This window comes from Caldicellulosiruptor kronotskyensis 2002 (genome assembly GCF_000166775.1).
In the GTDB taxonomy this organism is placed as follows: Bacteria; Bacillota; Thermoanaerobacteria; order Caldicellulosiruptorales; family Caldicellulosiruptoraceae; genus Caldicellulosiruptor; species Caldicellulosiruptor kronotskyensis.
Map to the genome: position 1 here is coordinate 2,347,110 of NC_014720.1, position 16,870 is coordinate 2,363,979.

Here is a 16,870-nt window from a genome sequence, read left to right on the forward strand (position 1 = left end):
CCCTCCTAAAAAGTAAATTTCATTGCATATCCCCTTTCATTTGATTGAGCTATTTGTCTAAGGTAATAAATATAGATATTGTTTAAGCGTCAAGACTAACCTGGTAGAAAAATGGAAACAGACAAGACAGATACACAAGTAAAAAGCCAGCCCAACTTTTTAGGACTGGCTCTTTTCAAATACTTGAGAAAAACTATTTTACCCTGCTTTCATGCATCTTGAAAAGCTCTGGCATGATTTCTCGAACAACCATTTCAAGCTCATCATCGCCAATAACAGTTGTTCTTCCATTTTCGTACTCCCTGTCAACCCACTCTTTGATTTTAGCAACTCTCGGGTCGCGCTTGTCAATCTTCTTGTCACCTTCAAGCCTGAAATATGTGTTAATCCATGCAGCGATACCTGCAAGCCCAGAGTGTGCATCAACTGCAATGACAATTGGCTTGTTTAAAACCTTCTTTGTATCAAATATGTTGTAGATTTCCTCATCCTTTAAAATACAGTCAGCATGAATTCCTGCTCTTGTTGCATTAAATGCCCTGCCAACAAACGGCGTTCTTGGTGGAATCTTGTAGTCAAGCTCTTTTTCAAAGTAATCTGCAATCTCAGTGATTACCTCAAGCCTCATATTCTTTGTTGTGCCTCTAAGCTGGGCATATTCAATTACCATAGCCTCAAGCGGAGTATTACCAGTCCTCTCACCAATACCTAAGAGCAAACAGTCGAATGCAGAGGATGAAAATTATTTATATCCATATTGTTTCTATAGTAGTTATAGTAGAATTGATTTTATCTGTTTTCCACTAAAAAATTATTCAACAAAAATACGCAATGATTTAACATATTATATTGTTAATTTTCAAGATCATTTTTGAATACAATCTATTTTCGTGCCAAACTCAGAATAAACTGTGCCAAAACAAATTATCTGCTTGTTTTCTTCCATTACCGACAAGGCCCATCTGTTAATTGACCTTGTTTGCTGAGGTTTTGTCGCAATGAGCAGAACCACGCACATGTCAATTCCAGCTTTTTTAGCAGAGTCTTTCAAACCTGACAAAGTACCGTTGTGATAATATGGCATACCAGAATTTTGTGAAAGCTTTGACATTGCTCTTGGTGCAAGTTCATCTGGAAAACAGTGGGTATGAAAGTCTATAATCATACTCTCCTACTCTCCTTTTTTCTTTTCTAAATTTTTCATTTGATTATTGCAAGCATTTTTCATTTTCAGGTGGCTGGAGCAAAAAATTTTTTAAAACTTATCTCTTAGTTTTAATATTTTACCATAGTTTCCTTATTAGTTATCAACAAAATTTCTTTTTGTCTTTATCTAAAACTTTATTTAAAATGCTAATTGTTTTTTCTTTTTTTTTTTTTTTTTGCTAATATGAATGTAAATAATTAACTTGAGAGGTGATTTCATCATCTAAAACTTTTGCCTTCTAATTCAACAACTTTGTTCTTCTTATATTATTTTCAAATATACCAAAGAGTCGAAGGGTGATTTACTAAGGATTTCTAATAGACTAAAAACTATAAAAGCACAAAGAATAACTTTATAGCATTCTATATTGCCATGGCATCTATAGGTTAAGTTATACAAAAGTACAGAAGAAAGAAACATTAAGGAAAAACTTTTTCTGTAGCAGCAAAAAATTATGTGCAGAAAAAATAAAAATTGGTTTTTGTCTTTGCTAAAAGTTCTTTGGCATCTTCGGCTTTCTGAAGTTTATTTAATTGTATGTGCCATGCGGTGCAGAAGTAGAACAGTTCTTTATATCAGATTCTGAACAAAATATTATAAAGTAAAAAAGTTTTCTTTTCAGAATTATTAATTGCTGATAAAAATACTTGAATAATAGGAGGGAAATAATTGAGTTATATAAGGTTAGCTAAAATTGAAGATGTAGCTATTATGAGTAGAATACACGCTTTAACGTGGAAAGAAGCTTATAAAGGTTTGATACCGCAAGAATATCTAAATGAGATTTCGGAAGATAAGTGGATCAAGCCATTTACCGATGCGTTATCTAATAAATTGCATGAAGCGGCGATAATAAATAATGGAGAAACTGATACTGGATGTGTTTGTTTTGGCAAATCGCGTGATGGAGAAGCTGGATACGGAGAGATCATATCGATATATGTTTTACCAGCATATTGGTCAACTAAGCAAGGTTATGAATTAATGAATTTTGCTTTAAATAGATTGAAAAAGCAAAATTTTGATTATTGTCACCTTTGGGTTTTAGAAGGCAATACGAGAGCTTTGAATTTTTATGAAAGGTATGGGTTCAGAAGTGATAATAAAGTAAGAATAATTAATATTGCAGGGGTAAATTTGAGAGAATTAAGGTATTCTATTAAACTATAATATTAGCCTGTTAAATAAAGAAGATGAAAAATTTAAAAAAGCTATAGGTAGGAATAGTGAAGAGCATTTTGAACATTTATATTTTGATTTATTTTATGTTTTTAATACAAGCTATTGGGTATAAATATCTCTGAGAACAAAAATCTTATAAAAGGAGAGACCTTGTGATGAGCAAAAAGATTGAAAACATATTAAAATTTGGAATGAAGATGGAGAAAAATGCACAAGACTTTTATTCTTTCTATGCAAATAGCCTGCAGGATGAGACTTTAAAAAAACTTTTTGAAGAGTTTGTAAAGATTGAGCAGGAACATTATAAGTATCTTGAGAATATTCTAAAAAGTCTGGGCAGCCAAGAACCACCAATTTCAATTTCATGGGTTGTAGATGACCAAAACAAGATGGTTGACCCGCATATATTAGTTGATAACTCCAAAATTTTGGAAACTGACTTTTCAGACCTTACAATTTTAAGGCTTGCATATCTGATTGAGAGCGATTTTGCAGCATTTTATAAACATGCTGCTGAAAAGGTTGAAGATGGCAATGTAAAAGGTTTGCTTCTACATCTTGCAAAGTGGGAAGAGGAACATGAGAAATTCTTTAAAGACAGGTACCACAGTCTTATGAAAAAAGAGTGGGAAGAAATTGATTTGTTCTAAAAAAGACCTACAAAAAGCAGTAAGGGAGCAGTCTTTATTCTATTTTTTAGACAGCTCCCTTTAAATTTTTTTTAAATTATTTTTGAACATAGTTTTACTTTTGTCTATTTCTAACATGTTTGTAGAATAGATGCTGGTAAGAAAATTTCCACTTTGAGCATATAACAACAATAGCAGTTAGGATAAGTAAGAATATGGCAATCATGGCATTCTGAGTTCTTTCTTTTTTGGCAGCAGCAAAGTATAATGTCTTTGAAGGATCTTCCCCACCTATCATTATCTTTTCAGGAGCTTCCCTCATCAATCTACTTCTTTCTTCTATAGCGTTTAAAATTTGAACTGGTATTTTATTTAATGCATCTTTTATTATGCCAAAATCCCATATATGATTTTCGTAACCTTTTGCACCAGCACACCACCAATTTCCATCACCTGATACTGCGTATAATGTCATTTCTCCAATATTGACAATTTTTACATCACTCTTCATGCCCCGTTGTACCAAATATTTTTCCAAATTATTTACTGCATTACCCAATGAATCATTACCAAACACTCCAGTATTCACTATATAATTGTTCATTTTACTATCCCACTCGATAAGAAGATATCCAACAGGTATATTATCGTAATATACAATTCTTGCCCATCCATTGTCTACAAATTCAGTATTAAAAACATCTTTCCAAGAGTTAAATCTCAAATTTTTAATTTTATCTTTTACCTCATCTCTTACAATATGATATGGACGCCCATTTTCAGCTATTTTAACTTCAGTTGGAATATGAAATACCCTGTAATATTCATACTCTTTGCTCAACTTGAATTTTTCAATGTTATACGGTCCATTGATATTTGTTATTTCATTTAACGATTGCAGCATAGGTGAGTCTTTTATAGAATTTTTAATAAGAGTACTGATATAAAGATTGAGCCATGACTCGGCTAAGTACTGCCTTCTGAGTATATTAATTTCATCATTGTGGTCGATTGAATAGCTTGCTCCAGTAGCTGAAAATGTCGTAAAGAAAAGCAACAAAAAGGTCATTACAAAACCAATATATACCTTATTCTTTTTCATTCTATTTCACCCCCCTGTTATATCAATATGGTTTAAATACTCTTATCGCATCTAAGTAATCCTGGTAATTGTCATTATCCCTCAACTCAGAATCAGGAATACTAATTACTCCACCTATAGCTGGATCCATAATCATTATATAATTTTGTAGATATCCATTTGAGTCAAAATATTGCTATATACCATTTAAAATAACAAAATGATTTTGACTTACTGTTGCTGTAATTACTAATCCTATTGGACTTTTATAATTTACAATTTGCTCTGCAATTTGCCCATATGAAATTATCCAGCCACTTACTGGTATCATGCGTGTAGAACCAACACCATAATAGCTCAGTGCTCTTTGTATATCATAAAGAGATGCAGGTTTATTTACATAGCTTCCATAAATATATTTCACTATATCCCACTGTGTTGCCTCTCTTCCAAAACCTAAATAGTTTTTGCAATAGTAAAGTATTGACTCACTTCCTGCTGCCCAGCACCAATTTGAATATGCCTGACTTACCTTTTTAACTGGAAGTTCAACATACGTAACTGTATTTTCTGCAAACGCATCACTAAGGTTCAGTAAGAGTAATGTAAAAAACACAATAACACTAATCACGATTCTTTTGTACCTTCCCTTTTTTAGTAATTTTCTGACCATATCTTCTCACTCTTTCGTTTTTTAATTCTATTTCATTTAAGAACCTTTAATTATAATTTATAACTGCTGTTTTAATTTCAATTCATAATATTGTTTTTTTTGCAATATTCTGCACTCAATCTTACATTATTTTGTCTTGCCAAAGATAAAAATTTACCCTGGACTGTTTTCTGTTTTTAAATTAAACCAATTACTATATTTTTTGCACTCCAATTACACACTTAAAAAACAAACATAAATCCAAAGGGAAAAATCACATGAAATGACCGTTGTGAACTGATTCAAAGTTATCTTTATTAGACATAAAAACCTCTCGCAAAGCTTTAAAATTCTGCAATTAAAGAAAGTGGTTTTAAAATCGCGTCTTTTTCACCTGAATTCTTATCGATATGATATAATATTTGATGTTGATTAATATAGGACAATTTTAAAATACATTTAATCAGGAGAGATATACAGCAATGTCAAGAATAGAAAAAGATTTCTTGGGCAGTATTGAACTTTCTGACATTGAACTTTATGGAATTCACACAAAACGCGCTTTTGCTAATTTTAACGTCTCTGGAAAGAGTGTTGACAAAGATTTAATAAAAGCGTTTGTCATGGTCAAAAAAGCGTGCGCAATTGCAAATTATGAAGTTGGTCTTTTGGATGAAAAAATTAAAGACGCTATTGTCTTTGCATGTGACGAAATTTTGGCAGGAAAATATGATGACCAGTTCATTGTAGACAGATTCCAGGGCGGTGCGGGAACATCTACAAATATGAATGTAAACGAAGTTATTGCAAATGTAGCCTTAACTCACATTGGAAGAAAACCAGGTGAGTATGACATAATTCATCCAATCAATCATGTTAATATGTCACAGTCAACAAACGATGTGTACCCTACAGCCCTGCGAATTGCTACAATATGGAATGTAAGAGAGCTTTCAGAAGAGTGTGCAGAGCTTCAAAAAAGCCTCCAGAAAAAAGAACATGAATTTGAAGATGTAATCAAGGCAGGAAGAACACAGCTGCAGGATGCCCTGCCTGTAACACTTGGTCAGGAGTTTGGTGCATATGCCCAAGCCATCTCACGCGACAGATGGAGACTATACAAGGTTGAAGAGCGGCTAAGAGTTGTCAATCTCGGTGCAACTGCTGTTGGCACAGGAGTAAACGCACCTTTGAAATACATTTTCAAGGTGATAGAAATATTAAGAAACTTAACTAAAATTGGCTTGGCAAGGTCTGACTATCTCATGGATGCAACACAAAATGCAGACGTTTTTGTTGAATGCTCGGGGCTTTTGAAAGCATTAGCAGTGAATCTCTCAAAGATTGCAAATGACCTTCGTCTTCTTTCCTCTGGCCCAAACACAGGATTAAATGAGATAAACATGCCAGCTGTTCAGGCAGGTTCAAGTATTATGCCAGGAAAGGTAAATCCTGTTATACCAGAGCTTATAAACACAGTAGCTTTTCAGGTGATGGCAAATGACTTTGCGATAACTTTAGCAGCACAAGCTGGTCAGCTTGAACTGAATGCCTTTTTGCCTTTGATAGCCAATAATCTTCTTGAGAGTCTTAAAATTCTCAAAAACGGTATTAAAATTTTCAGGCAGCAGTGTATAGATGGTATAACAGCAAACAAAGAAAAATGTTTAGAGTATGCAAAAAAGACTCCTGCTATTGCAGCAAGCTTAATTGACAGGATTGGATATGACAAGGCAGCAGAAATTGCAAAAAAGGCTATTCTTGAGAACAAACAGATAATTGATGTTGTCAAAGAGCTAAATATTATGGATGAAAAAGAAGCACAAGAGCTTTTGAATCCTTTTGAGTTTATAAAGTTTAAAGAATGAAATATTATGGAAAGGACTGACTTTAAGATGAACACAACACCGCGCAGTGAAAGGCTTCACATAGCTATATTTGGAAAGAGAAACGCTGGCAAATCAAGTTTAATCAATGCAATCACAAACCAGCCAATTGCAATTGTGTCTGACATGCCGGGCACTACAACCGACCCTGTTTACAAATCAATGGAGATTTTGCCACTCGGTCCTGTTGTTTTGATTGACACAGCAGGAATTGACGATGAAGGCATACTTGGCAAGCTCAGAGTTGAAAAGACCCTGGAGGTTTTAAATAAAACAGATATTGCAATCTTGGTGGTATCTGATATAGATGATTTGACGTATGAAAAGCAGCTTGCAAAACTTTTTGACGAGAAAAAAGTGCCAAAAATCGGTGTTTTGAATAAGATTGACAAAGACCCAAATTATAAAGAAAAACTTTCTTTTTTGCAAACAAGTTTGGGAATGCCATTTTTAGCTGTGTCATGTGTTACTTTAAAAGGAATTGATGAGCTAAAAAGTTCACTTTCAAAGCTTGTACCAGATGTTGGTGAGGATTTGCGAATAGTAGGAGATTTGATAAACCCAGGCGACTTTGCAGTTTTAGTTGTACCAATTGACAAAGCTGCCCCAAAAGGAAGACTTATTTTGCCCCAGCAGCAGACAATAAGGGATATTCTTGATTCTGATGCAATTGCAATTGTGACAAAGGAATACGAGCTTAAAGAAACTATCGAAAATCTTGGTAAAAAACCTGCGATTGTAATCACAGACTCACAAGCCTTTTTAAAGGTTGATGCTGACACCCCACCTGATATACCACTTACTTCATTTTCTATTTTGTTTGCAAGATACAAAGGCGATTTGGTGGAGTTTGTTGAAGGAGTCAGGAAAATTAAAGATTTAAAACCTGGAGATACAGTCTTGATTGCCGAGGCATGTACACACCACAGGCAATCAGATGATATTGGAACTGTTAAAATTCCAAGATGGCTTCGCCAGATAGCTGGATTTGATATAAATTTTGAGTGGGTATCAGGCTACAATTATCCAAAAGACCTTACAAAGTACAAGCTTATAATCCACTGTGGCGGGTGTATGATAACAAGGCGAGAGATGCTATTTAGAATTGAGCTTGCAAAACAGCAAGGTGTGCCAATAACAAACTATGGTCTAATGATTGCATATGTTCACGGGATTTTGCCAAGAGCATTAAAACCGTTTGGGATTGAGTTTGAATATTAAGACCCCTTCCAACTTTCTTAGGAAACTGGAAGGGGCTTTTTGCCACTTATTTTATTATAAACTCGCAGTTCACAACAGCAGTTATTTCTTTATCTATTGATGTTGTATCATTTATTCCATAGTCACTAACTTCAGTTGAATAAAGCGGAGTTATCTGAAAAACACCCATAGAAGCAGATTTTAGTCTTTCGACTTGACTTCCTGTGCTCTTTGCAATCTGTTTTGCTCTTCTTACAGCATCTTCTGTCGCTAAAGAAAGCATTTCTATTTTTAAATCTGCAAGCTTTGTATAATAATACTGAGGTGGCATAGACTCAAACTGAACACCGGAGTTTATAAGCTCTGTTGACTTTCGAGAAAGCTCTGTAATCTTGTCTACATCCTTTGATGTAATCTGAATGCTTTGCGAAAGCTTGTAGCTATCAACCTTTGTTGAATATATTCCATTTGGAAGCATCTCGTATATTGTTTGAGTTGAAATTGAAGAAAAAATCAAGTCCTTTTCAGAAAGACCTTTTGAAAGGAAATAGTCTTTCACCTTCTTTTGACTTTCTTCCAAAAATTTGTAAGCTTCTTTTAAATCTTTTGCCACAACAGTGTACATCCCTGTCCACTTGACAAGGTCAGATCTGAGCTGTTTTTTTGCAGAACCTGTTACTGTAATGACCTTTCTTTCTGCCCTTAAATTTATAAGGCCGTTTGATAAAAAGTAAGAAGAGATTGTAAAAGAAATCCCTATAATTAAAGCAACCAGAACATAGGTAAAATTCTTATTGTTCAAAATTTTAACCTCCATTTTTTTCACTTTATTACATTATATCATTAAATTCCTGAGGCTACAATCAAAATTTTATAAAAATAAAGTAACTATCTGCTCGATTATTTTTTTTCTGCTTCAAAATAACCAATTACTGTAACAATAATGCCTATAAATTTAAATGTTTTTACTATAAATCGCAAAAATTCCTCTGGAGCATAACCAATTAACGTTACTTCGTAAGCAATTCCAAATAGAATAATTGCAATTCCTAACAGCATGAGTCTATAATCTTTCATTTTAAATTAAACCTCCATTAAAACAAAAATTTGAGCTTATATTTGGCAACTCCAATGTAAAAATAAAATTTTTCAATTGTAGCAGCAGATTTAAAACTGAGTCAATATAAATTTTTTGTAAAAGAGGTTATTGAAGAAAATATTACCAACAATACATAAAACAAAAAAGTTTTTTATTCCATTTATAAGCAAAAGATAAATCTGTTTTACAAACTTGACCGAGAAGTTGCTCAAATAAAATGTAATTAATATCAAACCAGTTTTTTGCTCTGAAAAACTTTTACACATTGTTTCTTTTTTATAAGTTTTTTAAGTATTAATATGGAACATATAAAGTATTCCTTTTTTTGTATCGTAGATTGCCAAATAAAAATCATATGAATTAAGGTTGATAAGAGTTTTAATATCGAGGTTTTCATAATCTATAAACCTTGCTGTGATAACCGACTTGTCACCAATTGCTTTCCAATATCCCGAAGAAATTTTAGGAAGACCAACTTCTTTTGCAAAGCCTCCAAATCCTGTAACATTACCAGAAAAATCTTTAACTTCTCCGCCATATATTAGTGCTTGATATGATTGACTTAAAGGTAGCTTTTCCCAGTCTTTTTGTTTTTCGATGTATGAAACAAAACTTTTCATACCTTTGGGAGTAAAAACAAATTTGTAAAGTTTCACACCATCATTGTGAAAACCACTATAATCGTCATATATTTTTTCTGAAACTGTACCTCTTGGAAGTCTTATGTTAAAATTTTCTTCGAATTCTTTTACACCGCTGTCTTGTGAAAATAAAAGACTAAACGAAAAAATTGCAAATAAGATGGAAACCAAGATTAAGCTTAAAAAAACTACTGAAAAGAGAACAAATTTTTTCATAGTTTGTTCACCATTTTTATTTTGCTATATTATATCACTAAATCTATATAACTACAACCAAAAATTTAAAAAAATAATAAACCACCTGCAAAATCACAGGTGGTTAAGTCTGTTTGAAACAAATACTTTACAATCCCAATGTTATCCATGTGCCAATCTGCTGAAAACCAATTTTTCTGTATATATTGGCAGCTTTTGGGTTGTCACAAAACAAGCAAAGCGATTTACCCTCTTTAATCAAATCACTGCAAAGTCTTTTCATGCACATAGTAGCATATCCTCTTGAACGATACTCGTGCATTGTGCAAACACTTAAAACCATTGCCATGTCTGCAATTTCTGCACCTGTTCGTGCTGACGATACAACCATTCCATCTTCTTCAATATAATATATTCTACTTCTTCCCATCAAAACATCCTGTCTTAGCTGTTCAAACGTTGAGGGATTTAAAAATTCTTCTATAGACTGATATAGGTATACTATCAGTTCAAGCTTGTCAAGGTTTTCTTCTAAATTGTCCTTATTAATTACCCTGACCTTTTCAAATTCTTTCTGAGAAAGTTCTAATTTATTCTTATCTACACTGCTATCAAGCTTCATAAAAAGCTGCTCTCTTTTATTGAGCACATTCAGTACTTTCAAAAACGGCATAACAGCATCCTTTTTGCCAGAAAAAACCTTGCATTTTGTTGTAAGTATAATATTGCAAAATGAGTCAATGTCCCAGCCGTAAGAATCTGAATAGAAAATTAAATCTCTGCGATAGCGAAGAAGAACTGCTTTTAAATTTCCAGAAGTAACGTCAAATTCTCCCCAAACCTCAACAACCGGTGAGTCAAAACCAAAGCTTAAAATATCGCCAATTATAAAAATATTCCACTCTTTTTCCTTTCGGACAAAATCCATGAGAGTTTTAAAATCGGCATTTGAAAGTTTTCTTATCATAAGAATCACACTTTCCTGCTTTTTTACAATTATACTACCAAATCTAAATCTAATCAACTGCTTTCAGTATCCAAATATGAGAATTAAAATCACCCCACATTTGAGGAATCATAAGCCCAATGTTCATAAGCTCATCGCCAAACCTTGTTTTTTGCTCACCTTCAATCAAATAGCTCTTGCTGGGGTCAAGACCATCTAATTTTAACCTTTTGATTGGTGGGTTTGGCTGCCTTAAAATTTCCACATAGAATACAACCGCCTCATTTTTATCTTCTGTTACAAACATCCAAGCAGCTGCATTTTCTTCAAATGGGGAAATTAGCCTGTACAAATCACCTTTAAGCACTATATGCCATATTCTCTTGTAAATCTCAATTTGCTTTTTTATCTCCTCTTTATCCTCTTGAGATAGCTTTGTCAAATCAAGTTCATATCCAAAAGCACCCGAAAGTGCTACAACCCCTCTTGTTTTCATTGGTGTTATCCTACCAACCTGATGGTTTGGCACAATTGATACATGCGCACCCATAGTTGATGCAGGATAAACTATGCTTGTTCCAAACTGGATTTTAAGCCTTTCGATTGCGTCTGTGTCATCACTTGTCCAAATTTGAGGCATGTAATACAAAATTCCCGGGTCAAACCTTCCACCACCGCCAGAACATCCTTCAAATAAGATGTATGGAAACTCATAAGTGAGCTCCTCCATCATCTGATAAAGTCCAAGTACATACCTGTGGAAGACCTCTTTTTGTCTTTCTGGTGGAAGGTCAAGCGAACCTACCTCTGTTAAGGGCCTGTTCATGTCCCACTTGATATATTCAATTGGAGCTGCTTTTAGAATCTCTTTCATCATCCTTAAAATTTCTTTTCTAACATCTTCTCTTGTGATGTCCAAAACGTACTGGTTTCTGCATTGTGTCAACGTTCTTCCTCGTACCTGTATGCACCAATCAGGATGCTTTCTGTAAAGTTCGCTGTCTGGTGAGACCATCTCAGGCTCAAACCACAGTCCAAATTTGAGCCCCATTTCATTTAACTTTTTCCCAAGCCCGTCCAAACCGTTTGGAAGCTTTCTTCTGTCAACAAACCAGTCTCCAAGTGAGCTTGTATCATCGTCTCTTTTACCAAACCAACCATCATCTAAAACAAACAGCTCAATCCCAAGATCTTTTGCCTCTTTTGCCAAAGAAAGAAGTTTTTCTTCATTGAAATTGAAATATGTAGCCTCCCAGTTGTTAATCAGAATTGGTCTTCTTTTATCCCGATATGCTCCTCTGCAAAGTCTTTTTCTGTAAAGCTTGTGGTATGTGCGAGACATCCCTCCCAAGCCCTCTTGTGAATAAACCATCACAACCTCTGGTGTCTGAAAACTGCTTTGCGGCTCTAAAACCCATGTAAACTCAAATGGATTTATTCCCATAGTCACTCTTACCAGATTGTATTGGTCTTTCTCTACAATTGCAGCAAAATTACCACTGTAGACAAGAGAAAACCCATAAACATCTCCAAACTTTTCGGTCGCACCCTTTGATAAAAGTGCTATAAATGGATTGTGCTGATGTGAACTTTCACCTCTTGCGCTGTCAATTATCTGAGTTCCATGGATAAGAGGGGTTCTCTCTATGAATCTCTCTCTTGCCCATGAACCCCACAGGTGCAAAAGTTCGAAGTCCCCTTCTGGGAAATCAACACATGCGCTCATTGCACGAAGGATTTTGAGAGTTTGTTTTCCTAAGTTCTCAAACCTTACACTCCTTGTTATTGTATCAAAATCTCTGAAAGCTGTATATGTCAATGTAACTTTCAAACCAATCAAATCATCATAAAGTTCTATCTCCAGTGTTTGAGCCTCATCAGGTGACTCAACATATGTTGCTGGAAGACCTTCAAGTTTTGGCTTTCCATCATAAATTCTGTGTGTTTTGTAAACAAGGTTTGTGATACAAGAGCCGTCTTCCTGCTCTACTTGAAATGCAGGATGCCTGAAATCTGAATTTCCATATGCAGGGTACTCCAAAAGCATTGTATCAAATGTGTATGTTTTGTCATTTGGGTCAGGTGTTGCACCAAATGCTCTTCCTCCTGTCACATCAAAATCTGTCCACTCAAATTCTTTAATTTTTTTCCCCCAATAAACATGGGACAAAAACTTTCCTTTGAAAAGCTTTATCACATAGCTTGTGTTCTTTGCTTCTATGAAAAACATATTTGTCTGTGGGTTAAAGGTTATTGGCATCTTTTAAACCTCCTTCTTTTTAAGCTGGTTCTTTTAAAATTTATAATATCATCATGTGAGATGTTTTGCTATATTCACTTAAAAAAATTAAATAAACACTAAAATTTTGATATGTCTTTTCAAAAGCTGCCGTGCAAATTCTTGATTTTCCTGATAAAATATTTTTATGGAAAATAAAACTTCATTTTAAGGAAAGGGAGCGAAATATGAGAATAAAAGTAGTCTTTGAATCCCAAAAGCCAATAGAACTTCCTATTCATTACAACTATTTTGTCCAGTCAATGATATACAATACTATTGATGATAAAATCTATGCAACATTTTTACATGACAAGGGATATGAGGTTGATTTGAAAAACTTTAAACTGTTTTCATTTTCTCGCTTAGAAGGTCCATTTAAAATTGTAGGAAATGACTCAAATAAAAAGATAGTCTTTGACAAAAAAGTTTCACTTATAATCTCTTCACCTGTTGAGGATTTTATTACAAAGTTTTCAACCGGGCTTTTAAAAAAAGACCAAATTTATCTAAAAGATAATACACTATATGTGACATCTGCAAATATGCTCAGAAAACCGAAATTTTCAAGCTTCCATAAAATAAAAATGTTATCTCCTATGTGTGCATACAAAACAATCAGAAACGAAAATTCAGAACACAAACACTTTTTTACTCCTTTTGAGGATGAGTTCTATAACCTTATTTCTCAAAACTTAATGAAGAAATGCAAACTTTTAATAAAAGACTTTGATGAAAAAAGCTTCAGATTTGATTTAAAACCACTAAAGGTTGAAGAAAAAACACACTTTAAACCCCTGCTTTTCAAAAAAACGCCTATAAAAGGCTGGCTTGGTTTTTATACAATTGAAACTGACCCAATAATAATGGAGGTAGCATATTACTGCGGACTTGGCTCAAAAAATTCTCAAGGATTTGGACTTTTCGAAATCATTGAATAAGTTTTTTTAAGGAGATGATTGTATGGGGTATTTGATAAAGCTTGTGAAGATGGCAAGACCATACTGGAAATATCTTGTTGTTTCTGGTATCTCTATGCTTGCAATCACAGCACTAAACCTTCTTGGTCCGTGGCTTGTGAGGGATTTGACAGGAATAATTACAAATATTAGCAAGTACCCAAATGCAAAAAGAATGATAATCAACATCTCTCTTATATTGATTCTATCTTACATTTTAAGGATTGTATTTCAGTTTTTAAATAGTTATCTCTCACATTATGCTGCATGGAATTTAGTTGCACATGTGAGAACTTTGGTTTATAGCAAGCTTCAACAGCTTTCTTTCGGGTACTTTGTAGACAAACAAACAGGGCAGCTTATGTCAAGAGTTGTAAATGATACTGCAAACTTTGAAGTCTTGATAGCTCATGCAGTACCAGAGCTTTTTACGAATTCTCTTATAATACTCGGTGTTGCATGTATCCTTTTTATCATAAACCCTGTTCTTGCTGCGCTATCTTTAATTCCTATACCATTTTTGATCTTGAGCGGCACAGTCTTTGCTAAAAAGATTTTGCCAAATTTTAGAGAAGCTCAAAAAGCTTTAGCAGATTTAAATGCCGACTTGCAAGACAATCTTTCAGGTATCCGTGAAATACAGATTTTCAACAAGCAGGAAAAAGAGCTTTTAAAAATAAAAGAAAAAATTTACAGGCACATTAACGCACTTTTGAGTGCGCTTAAACTCTCAGCAATATTTCATCCAACTGTAAGTTTTCTAAGCTCTGTTGGAACAGTGATAGTAGTTTCTTTTGGTGGACTTATGGCCTTGAGAGGAAAAGTACCTGTGCAAGATATTGTTGGATTTATTTTGTATCTTAGCATGTTCTATCAACCAGTGACTCAGCTATCTCAAGTCATTGAAAACGTTCAGCAAGCTTTGGCAGGTGCTGAGAGAGTTTTTGAGATTCTTGAAACAGAGTCTGAGATAAAAGAAAAAGAAAATGCGCAGAAACTCAAAAATGTTCAAGGTAAAATCACCTTTGAAAATGTCTCTTTTTCTTACAATCCTGAAGTTCAGGTTTTAAAAAATATATCGTTTGAGATTCTGCCAGGACAAATGGTTGCATTTGTTGGCCCAACAGGTGTTGGAAAGACAACAATTATGTATCTTTTAAATCGTTTTTATGACCCAGATTCAGGTACAATCAAGATTGATGATATTGATATAAAGGATGTTACATTGAAATCTCTGCATGATAATATCAGTATGGTAATGCAAGATGTGTTTTTGTTCAATGGAACAGTTGCTCAAAATATTGCATACGGAAAAGAAAATGCTACCATGGACGAAATAATTCAAGCTGCAAAAATTGCCTGTGCTCACGACTTTATCCAAAATCTCCCTCAGGGTTATGACACTGTAATTGGTGAAAGAGGGGTAAAACTCTCTGGAGGCCAAAAACAGCGCCTTGCAATTGCAAGAGCTGTTTTGAAAAATGCACCGATATTAATCTTAGATGAAGCAACTTCTTCTGTTGATACAGAAACAGAAAAAGAAATTCAAGAAGCCATAAACAACTTAGCAGGTACAAGGACAATTTTAATTATTGCTCACAGGTTATCTACTGTAAAAAAGGCAGATAAGATTATAGTTTTGAAAGATGGCGAAATTGTGGAAATGGGTACACATGAAGAACTTTTTGCTAAAAAAGGACTTTATTATCATTTGTGTTCTGTGCAGTTAATTGATGAAAATAATAGCTTAATAAGGGAGGTATAAAAATATGAAATACAGAAGGCTTGGTAGGACAAATATTGAGGTTTTCCCAATAGCATTTGGTGGAATACCAATACAAAGAATCGATGAGGAGTCTGCTGTGAAAGTAGTAAGAAGAGCAATAGAACTTGGAATAAACCTTATAGACACTGCAAGATCATATACAGACAGCGAAATAAAGATAGGCAAAGCTCTACAAGGAATCAATAAAAAAGTTTATTTAGCATCTAAATCACAAAATAGAATAAAAGAAGGTATTTTGAAGGATATTGAAATAAGCCTTAAAAATCTTGGTGTTGAACAAATTGATATTTATCAGCTACATGGTGTTAATGATATAGATACATTCAATAGGGTTTTTGCTGAAGATGGAGCTTACTGGGGACTGGTTGAAGCAAAGGAAAAAGGATTTATTAGATTTATCGGCGCTTCAAGCCACAGTACAGAAATTCTTGAAAAGTTAATAAATACAGATAAATTTGATGTGATCCAACTTTGCTATAATATAATAGAAACAGATGTAGAAGACAAAGTTTTCCCATTAGCACTCCAAAAAGATATTGGAATAATTGCAATGAAGCCAGTTGGTGGTGGTGTTATCCCAAATGCTGCACTATCTTTAAAATACGTCTTGCAAAAAGAATTTGTTGTACCCGACCCTGGAATAGAAACTATTGAGGAATTAGAACAAAACGTAAATGTAGCAATGAACCTTAGCCCTTTGACTGATGATGAAATGAAAGAAATAGAAAGGATACGAAAAGAGCTCGGCAAAGAATTTTGTAGAAGATGCAGTTATTGTCAACCATGCCCTCAACAAATTCCTATTTGGGTTATACTCCATGCAGATTCAGCAATAAAAAGGCTACCTTATCAAACTCTAAAGTCTGGTTGGTTTTATGATGCCTATCAAAAAGCAAAAAATTGTATTAAATGTGGAGTTTGCGTGACAAGATGCCCATACAATTTGCCAATACCTGATATGATTGAGAAAAAGCTTGAGATTATTCGAGTAACAATTGGCGATTAATCTAATCTTCAAGCCTCTTCCCTTTAAAATTCAAGAGATGATACTATTTGTCTTAGATTAAATAGCTAAAAATTTATAGAAAATTTTTGCTTATTGAATGTTCTTCATTTTTTGATAAAATCA

General features: G+C 33.9%; 13 protein-coding genes and 3 pseudogenes. 7 read left to right on the forward strand and 9 right to left on the reverse strand.

All coding sequences use genetic code 11. The features are described 5' to 3' along the window. Nucleotides 1-193: 193 nt before the first annotated feature. Nucleotides 194-733: pseudogene (locus tag CALKRO_RS10880) on the reverse strand (2-isopropylmalate synthase); the annotation flags it as partial. 162 nt (nucleotides 734-895) lie between these two features. Further along, a pseudogene (locus CALKRO_RS10885) lies at nucleotides 896-1,165 on the reverse strand (amidohydrolase family protein); the annotation flags it as partial. A gap of 711 nt (nucleotides 1,166-1,876) precedes the next feature. Here CALKRO_RS10885 and CALKRO_RS10890 point away from each other — a divergent pair. Both CALKRO_RS10890 and CALKRO_RS10895 read left to right on the forward strand, forming a co-directional pair. Continuing rightward, nucleotides 1,877-2,377, forward strand: coding sequence for a GNAT family N-acetyltransferase (locus CALKRO_RS10890; RefSeq protein ID WP_013431066.1), 501 nt, complete (start codon nucleotides 1,877-1,879; stop codon nucleotides 2,375-2,377). Between the two features lie 167 nt (nucleotides 2,378-2,544). Next, nucleotides 2,545-3,039, forward strand: coding sequence for a ferritin-like domain-containing protein (locus CALKRO_RS10895; protein ID WP_013431067.1), 495 nt, complete (start codon nucleotides 2,545-2,547; stop codon nucleotides 3,037-3,039). A 94-nt stretch (nucleotides 3,040-3,133) separates the two neighbouring features. On the opposite strand, the gene CALKRO_RS10900 is transcribed toward CALKRO_RS10895, so the two are convergent. Further along, nucleotides 3,134-4,120: a hypothetical protein gene (locus CALKRO_RS10900; RefSeq protein ID WP_013431068.1), complete on the reverse strand. Its 987-nt coding sequence runs from the start codon at nucleotides 4,118-4,120 to the stop codon at nucleotides 3,134-3,136. A 22-nt stretch (nucleotides 4,121-4,142) separates the two neighbouring features. Beyond that, nucleotides 4,143-4,772 (reverse strand): annotated as a pseudogene (locus CALKRO_RS10905) (papain-like cysteine protease family protein). Nucleotides 4,773-5,233: 461 nt separating this feature from the next. On the opposite strand from CALKRO_RS10905, the gene CALKRO_RS10910 reads away from it, so the two are divergent. Together CALKRO_RS10910 and hydF are read left to right on the forward strand one after the other, a co-directional pair. Beyond that, the gene (locus tag CALKRO_RS10910) at nucleotides 5,234-6,619 is read left to right on the forward strand and encodes an aspartate ammonia-lyase (RefSeq protein ID WP_013431069.1); all 1,386 of its coding nucleotides are present in this window, start codon (nucleotides 5,234-5,236) and stop codon (nucleotides 6,617-6,619) included. Nucleotides 6,620-6,646: 27 nt separating this feature from the next. Continuing rightward, nucleotides 6,647-7,858, forward strand: a complete 1,212-nt coding sequence (gene hydF / locus CALKRO_RS10915; protein WP_013431070.1) for a [FeFe] hydrogenase H-cluster maturation GTPase HydF — start codon at nucleotides 6,647-6,649, stop codon at nucleotides 7,856-7,858. Between the two features lie 46 nt (nucleotides 7,859-7,904). Here the strand turns inward: hydF and CALKRO_RS10920 are convergent, their stop codons facing one another. The 5 genes from CALKRO_RS10920 to CALKRO_RS10940 all read right to left on the reverse strand — a co-directional run bounded on the left by CALKRO_RS10920 (nucleotide 7,905) and on the right by CALKRO_RS10940 (nucleotide 12,978). Further along, on the reverse strand, nucleotides 7,905-8,639 hold the full coding sequence (locus CALKRO_RS10920) for an SIMPL domain-containing protein (RefSeq protein ID WP_013431071.1): 735 nt from the start codon (nucleotides 8,637-8,639) through the stop codon (nucleotides 7,905-7,907). Between the two features lie 98 nt (nucleotides 8,640-8,737). Continuing rightward, nucleotides 8,738-8,914 (reverse strand): hypothetical protein, encoded by a 177-nt coding sequence (locus CALKRO_RS13705; RefSeq protein ID WP_013431072.1) that lies wholly within the window; start codon nucleotides 8,912-8,914, stop codon nucleotides 8,738-8,740. A 309-nt stretch (nucleotides 8,915-9,223) separates the two neighbouring features. Then, a complete protein-coding gene (locus CALKRO_RS10930) occupies nucleotides 9,224-9,793 on the reverse strand; it encodes a hypothetical protein (RefSeq protein WP_013431073.1) in 570 nt (189 codons plus the stop codon). A 127-nt stretch (nucleotides 9,794-9,920) separates the two neighbouring features. Beyond that, nucleotides 9,921-10,796: a GNAT family N-acetyltransferase gene (locus tag CALKRO_RS10935; RefSeq protein WP_237699076.1), complete on the reverse strand. Its 876-nt coding sequence runs from the start codon at nucleotides 10,794-10,796 to the stop codon at nucleotides 9,921-9,923. After that, nucleotides 10,789-12,978 (reverse strand): alpha-galactosidase, encoded by a 2,190-nt coding sequence (locus CALKRO_RS10940; RefSeq protein WP_013431075.1) that lies wholly within the window; start codon nucleotides 12,976-12,978, stop codon nucleotides 10,789-10,791. The genes CALKRO_RS10935 and CALKRO_RS10940 overlap by 8 nt, the downstream gene beginning before the upstream one ends. Nucleotides 12,979-13,184: 206 nt before the next feature. Between CALKRO_RS10940 and cas6 the strand changes: the two genes are divergently transcribed. The 3 genes from cas6 to CALKRO_RS10955 are packed head-to-tail and all read left to right on the forward strand — an operon-like array spanning nucleotide 13,185 to nucleotide 16,747. Beyond that, on the forward strand, nucleotides 13,185-13,937 hold the full coding sequence (gene cas6 / locus CALKRO_RS10945; RefSeq protein ID WP_013431076.1) for a CRISPR-associated endoribonuclease Cas6: 753 nt from the start codon (nucleotides 13,185-13,187) through the stop codon (nucleotides 13,935-13,937). Between the two features lie 22 nt (nucleotides 13,938-13,959). Then, on the forward strand, nucleotides 13,960-15,720 hold the full coding sequence (locus tag CALKRO_RS10950; protein ID WP_013431077.1) for an ABC transporter ATP-binding protein: 1,761 nt from the start codon (nucleotides 13,960-13,962) through the stop codon (nucleotides 15,718-15,720). Between the two features lie 4 nt (nucleotides 15,721-15,724). Beyond that, the gene (locus CALKRO_RS10955; protein ID WP_013431078.1) at nucleotides 15,725-16,747 is read left to right on the forward strand and encodes an aldo/keto reductase; all 1,023 of its coding nucleotides are present in this window, start codon (nucleotides 15,725-15,727) and stop codon (nucleotides 16,745-16,747) included. The last annotated feature ends 123 nt before the right edge of the window (nucleotides 16,748-16,870 follow it).

What these genes read in the sequence shown, in the direction of transcription:
- CALKRO_RS10950 (WP_013431077.1), top strand. Translation starts at nt 13,960, where the DNA reads ATGGGGTATTTGATAAAGCTTGTGAAGATGGCAAGACCATACTGGAAA.
- CALKRO_RS10910 (WP_013431069.1), top strand. Translation starts at nt 5,234, where the DNA reads ATGTCAAGAATAGAAAAAGATTTCTTGGGCAGTATTGAACTTTCTGAC.
- CALKRO_RS10940 (WP_013431075.1), bottom strand. Translation starts at nt 12,978, where the DNA reads ATGCCAATAACCTTTAACCCACAGACAAATATGTTTTTCATAGAAGCA.
- cas6 (WP_013431076.1), top strand. Translation starts at nt 13,185, where the DNA reads ATGAGAATAAAAGTAGTCTTTGAATCCCAAAAGCCAATAGAACTTCCT.
- CALKRO_RS13705 (WP_013431072.1), bottom strand. Translation starts at nt 8,914, where the DNA reads ATGAAAGATTATAGACTCATGCTGTTAGGAATTGCAATTATTCTATTT.
- CALKRO_RS10930 (WP_013431073.1), bottom strand. Translation starts at nt 9,793, where the DNA reads ATGAAAAAATTTGTTCTCTTTTCAGTAGTTTTTTTAAGCTTAATCTTG.
- hydF (WP_013431070.1), top strand. Translation starts at nt 6,647, where the DNA reads ATGAACACAACACCGCGCAGTGAAAGGCTTCACATAGCTATATTTGGA.
- CALKRO_RS10895 (WP_013431067.1), top strand. Translation starts at nt 2,545, where the DNA reads ATGAGCAAAAAGATTGAAAACATATTAAAATTTGGAATGAAGATGGAG.
- CALKRO_RS10955 (WP_013431078.1), top strand. Translation starts at nt 15,725, where the DNA reads ATGAAATACAGAAGGCTTGGTAGGACAAATATTGAGGTTTTCCCAATA.
- CALKRO_RS10900 (WP_013431068.1), bottom strand. Translation starts at nt 4,120, where the DNA reads ATGAAAAAGAATAAGGTATATATTGGTTTTGTAATGACCTTTTTGTTG.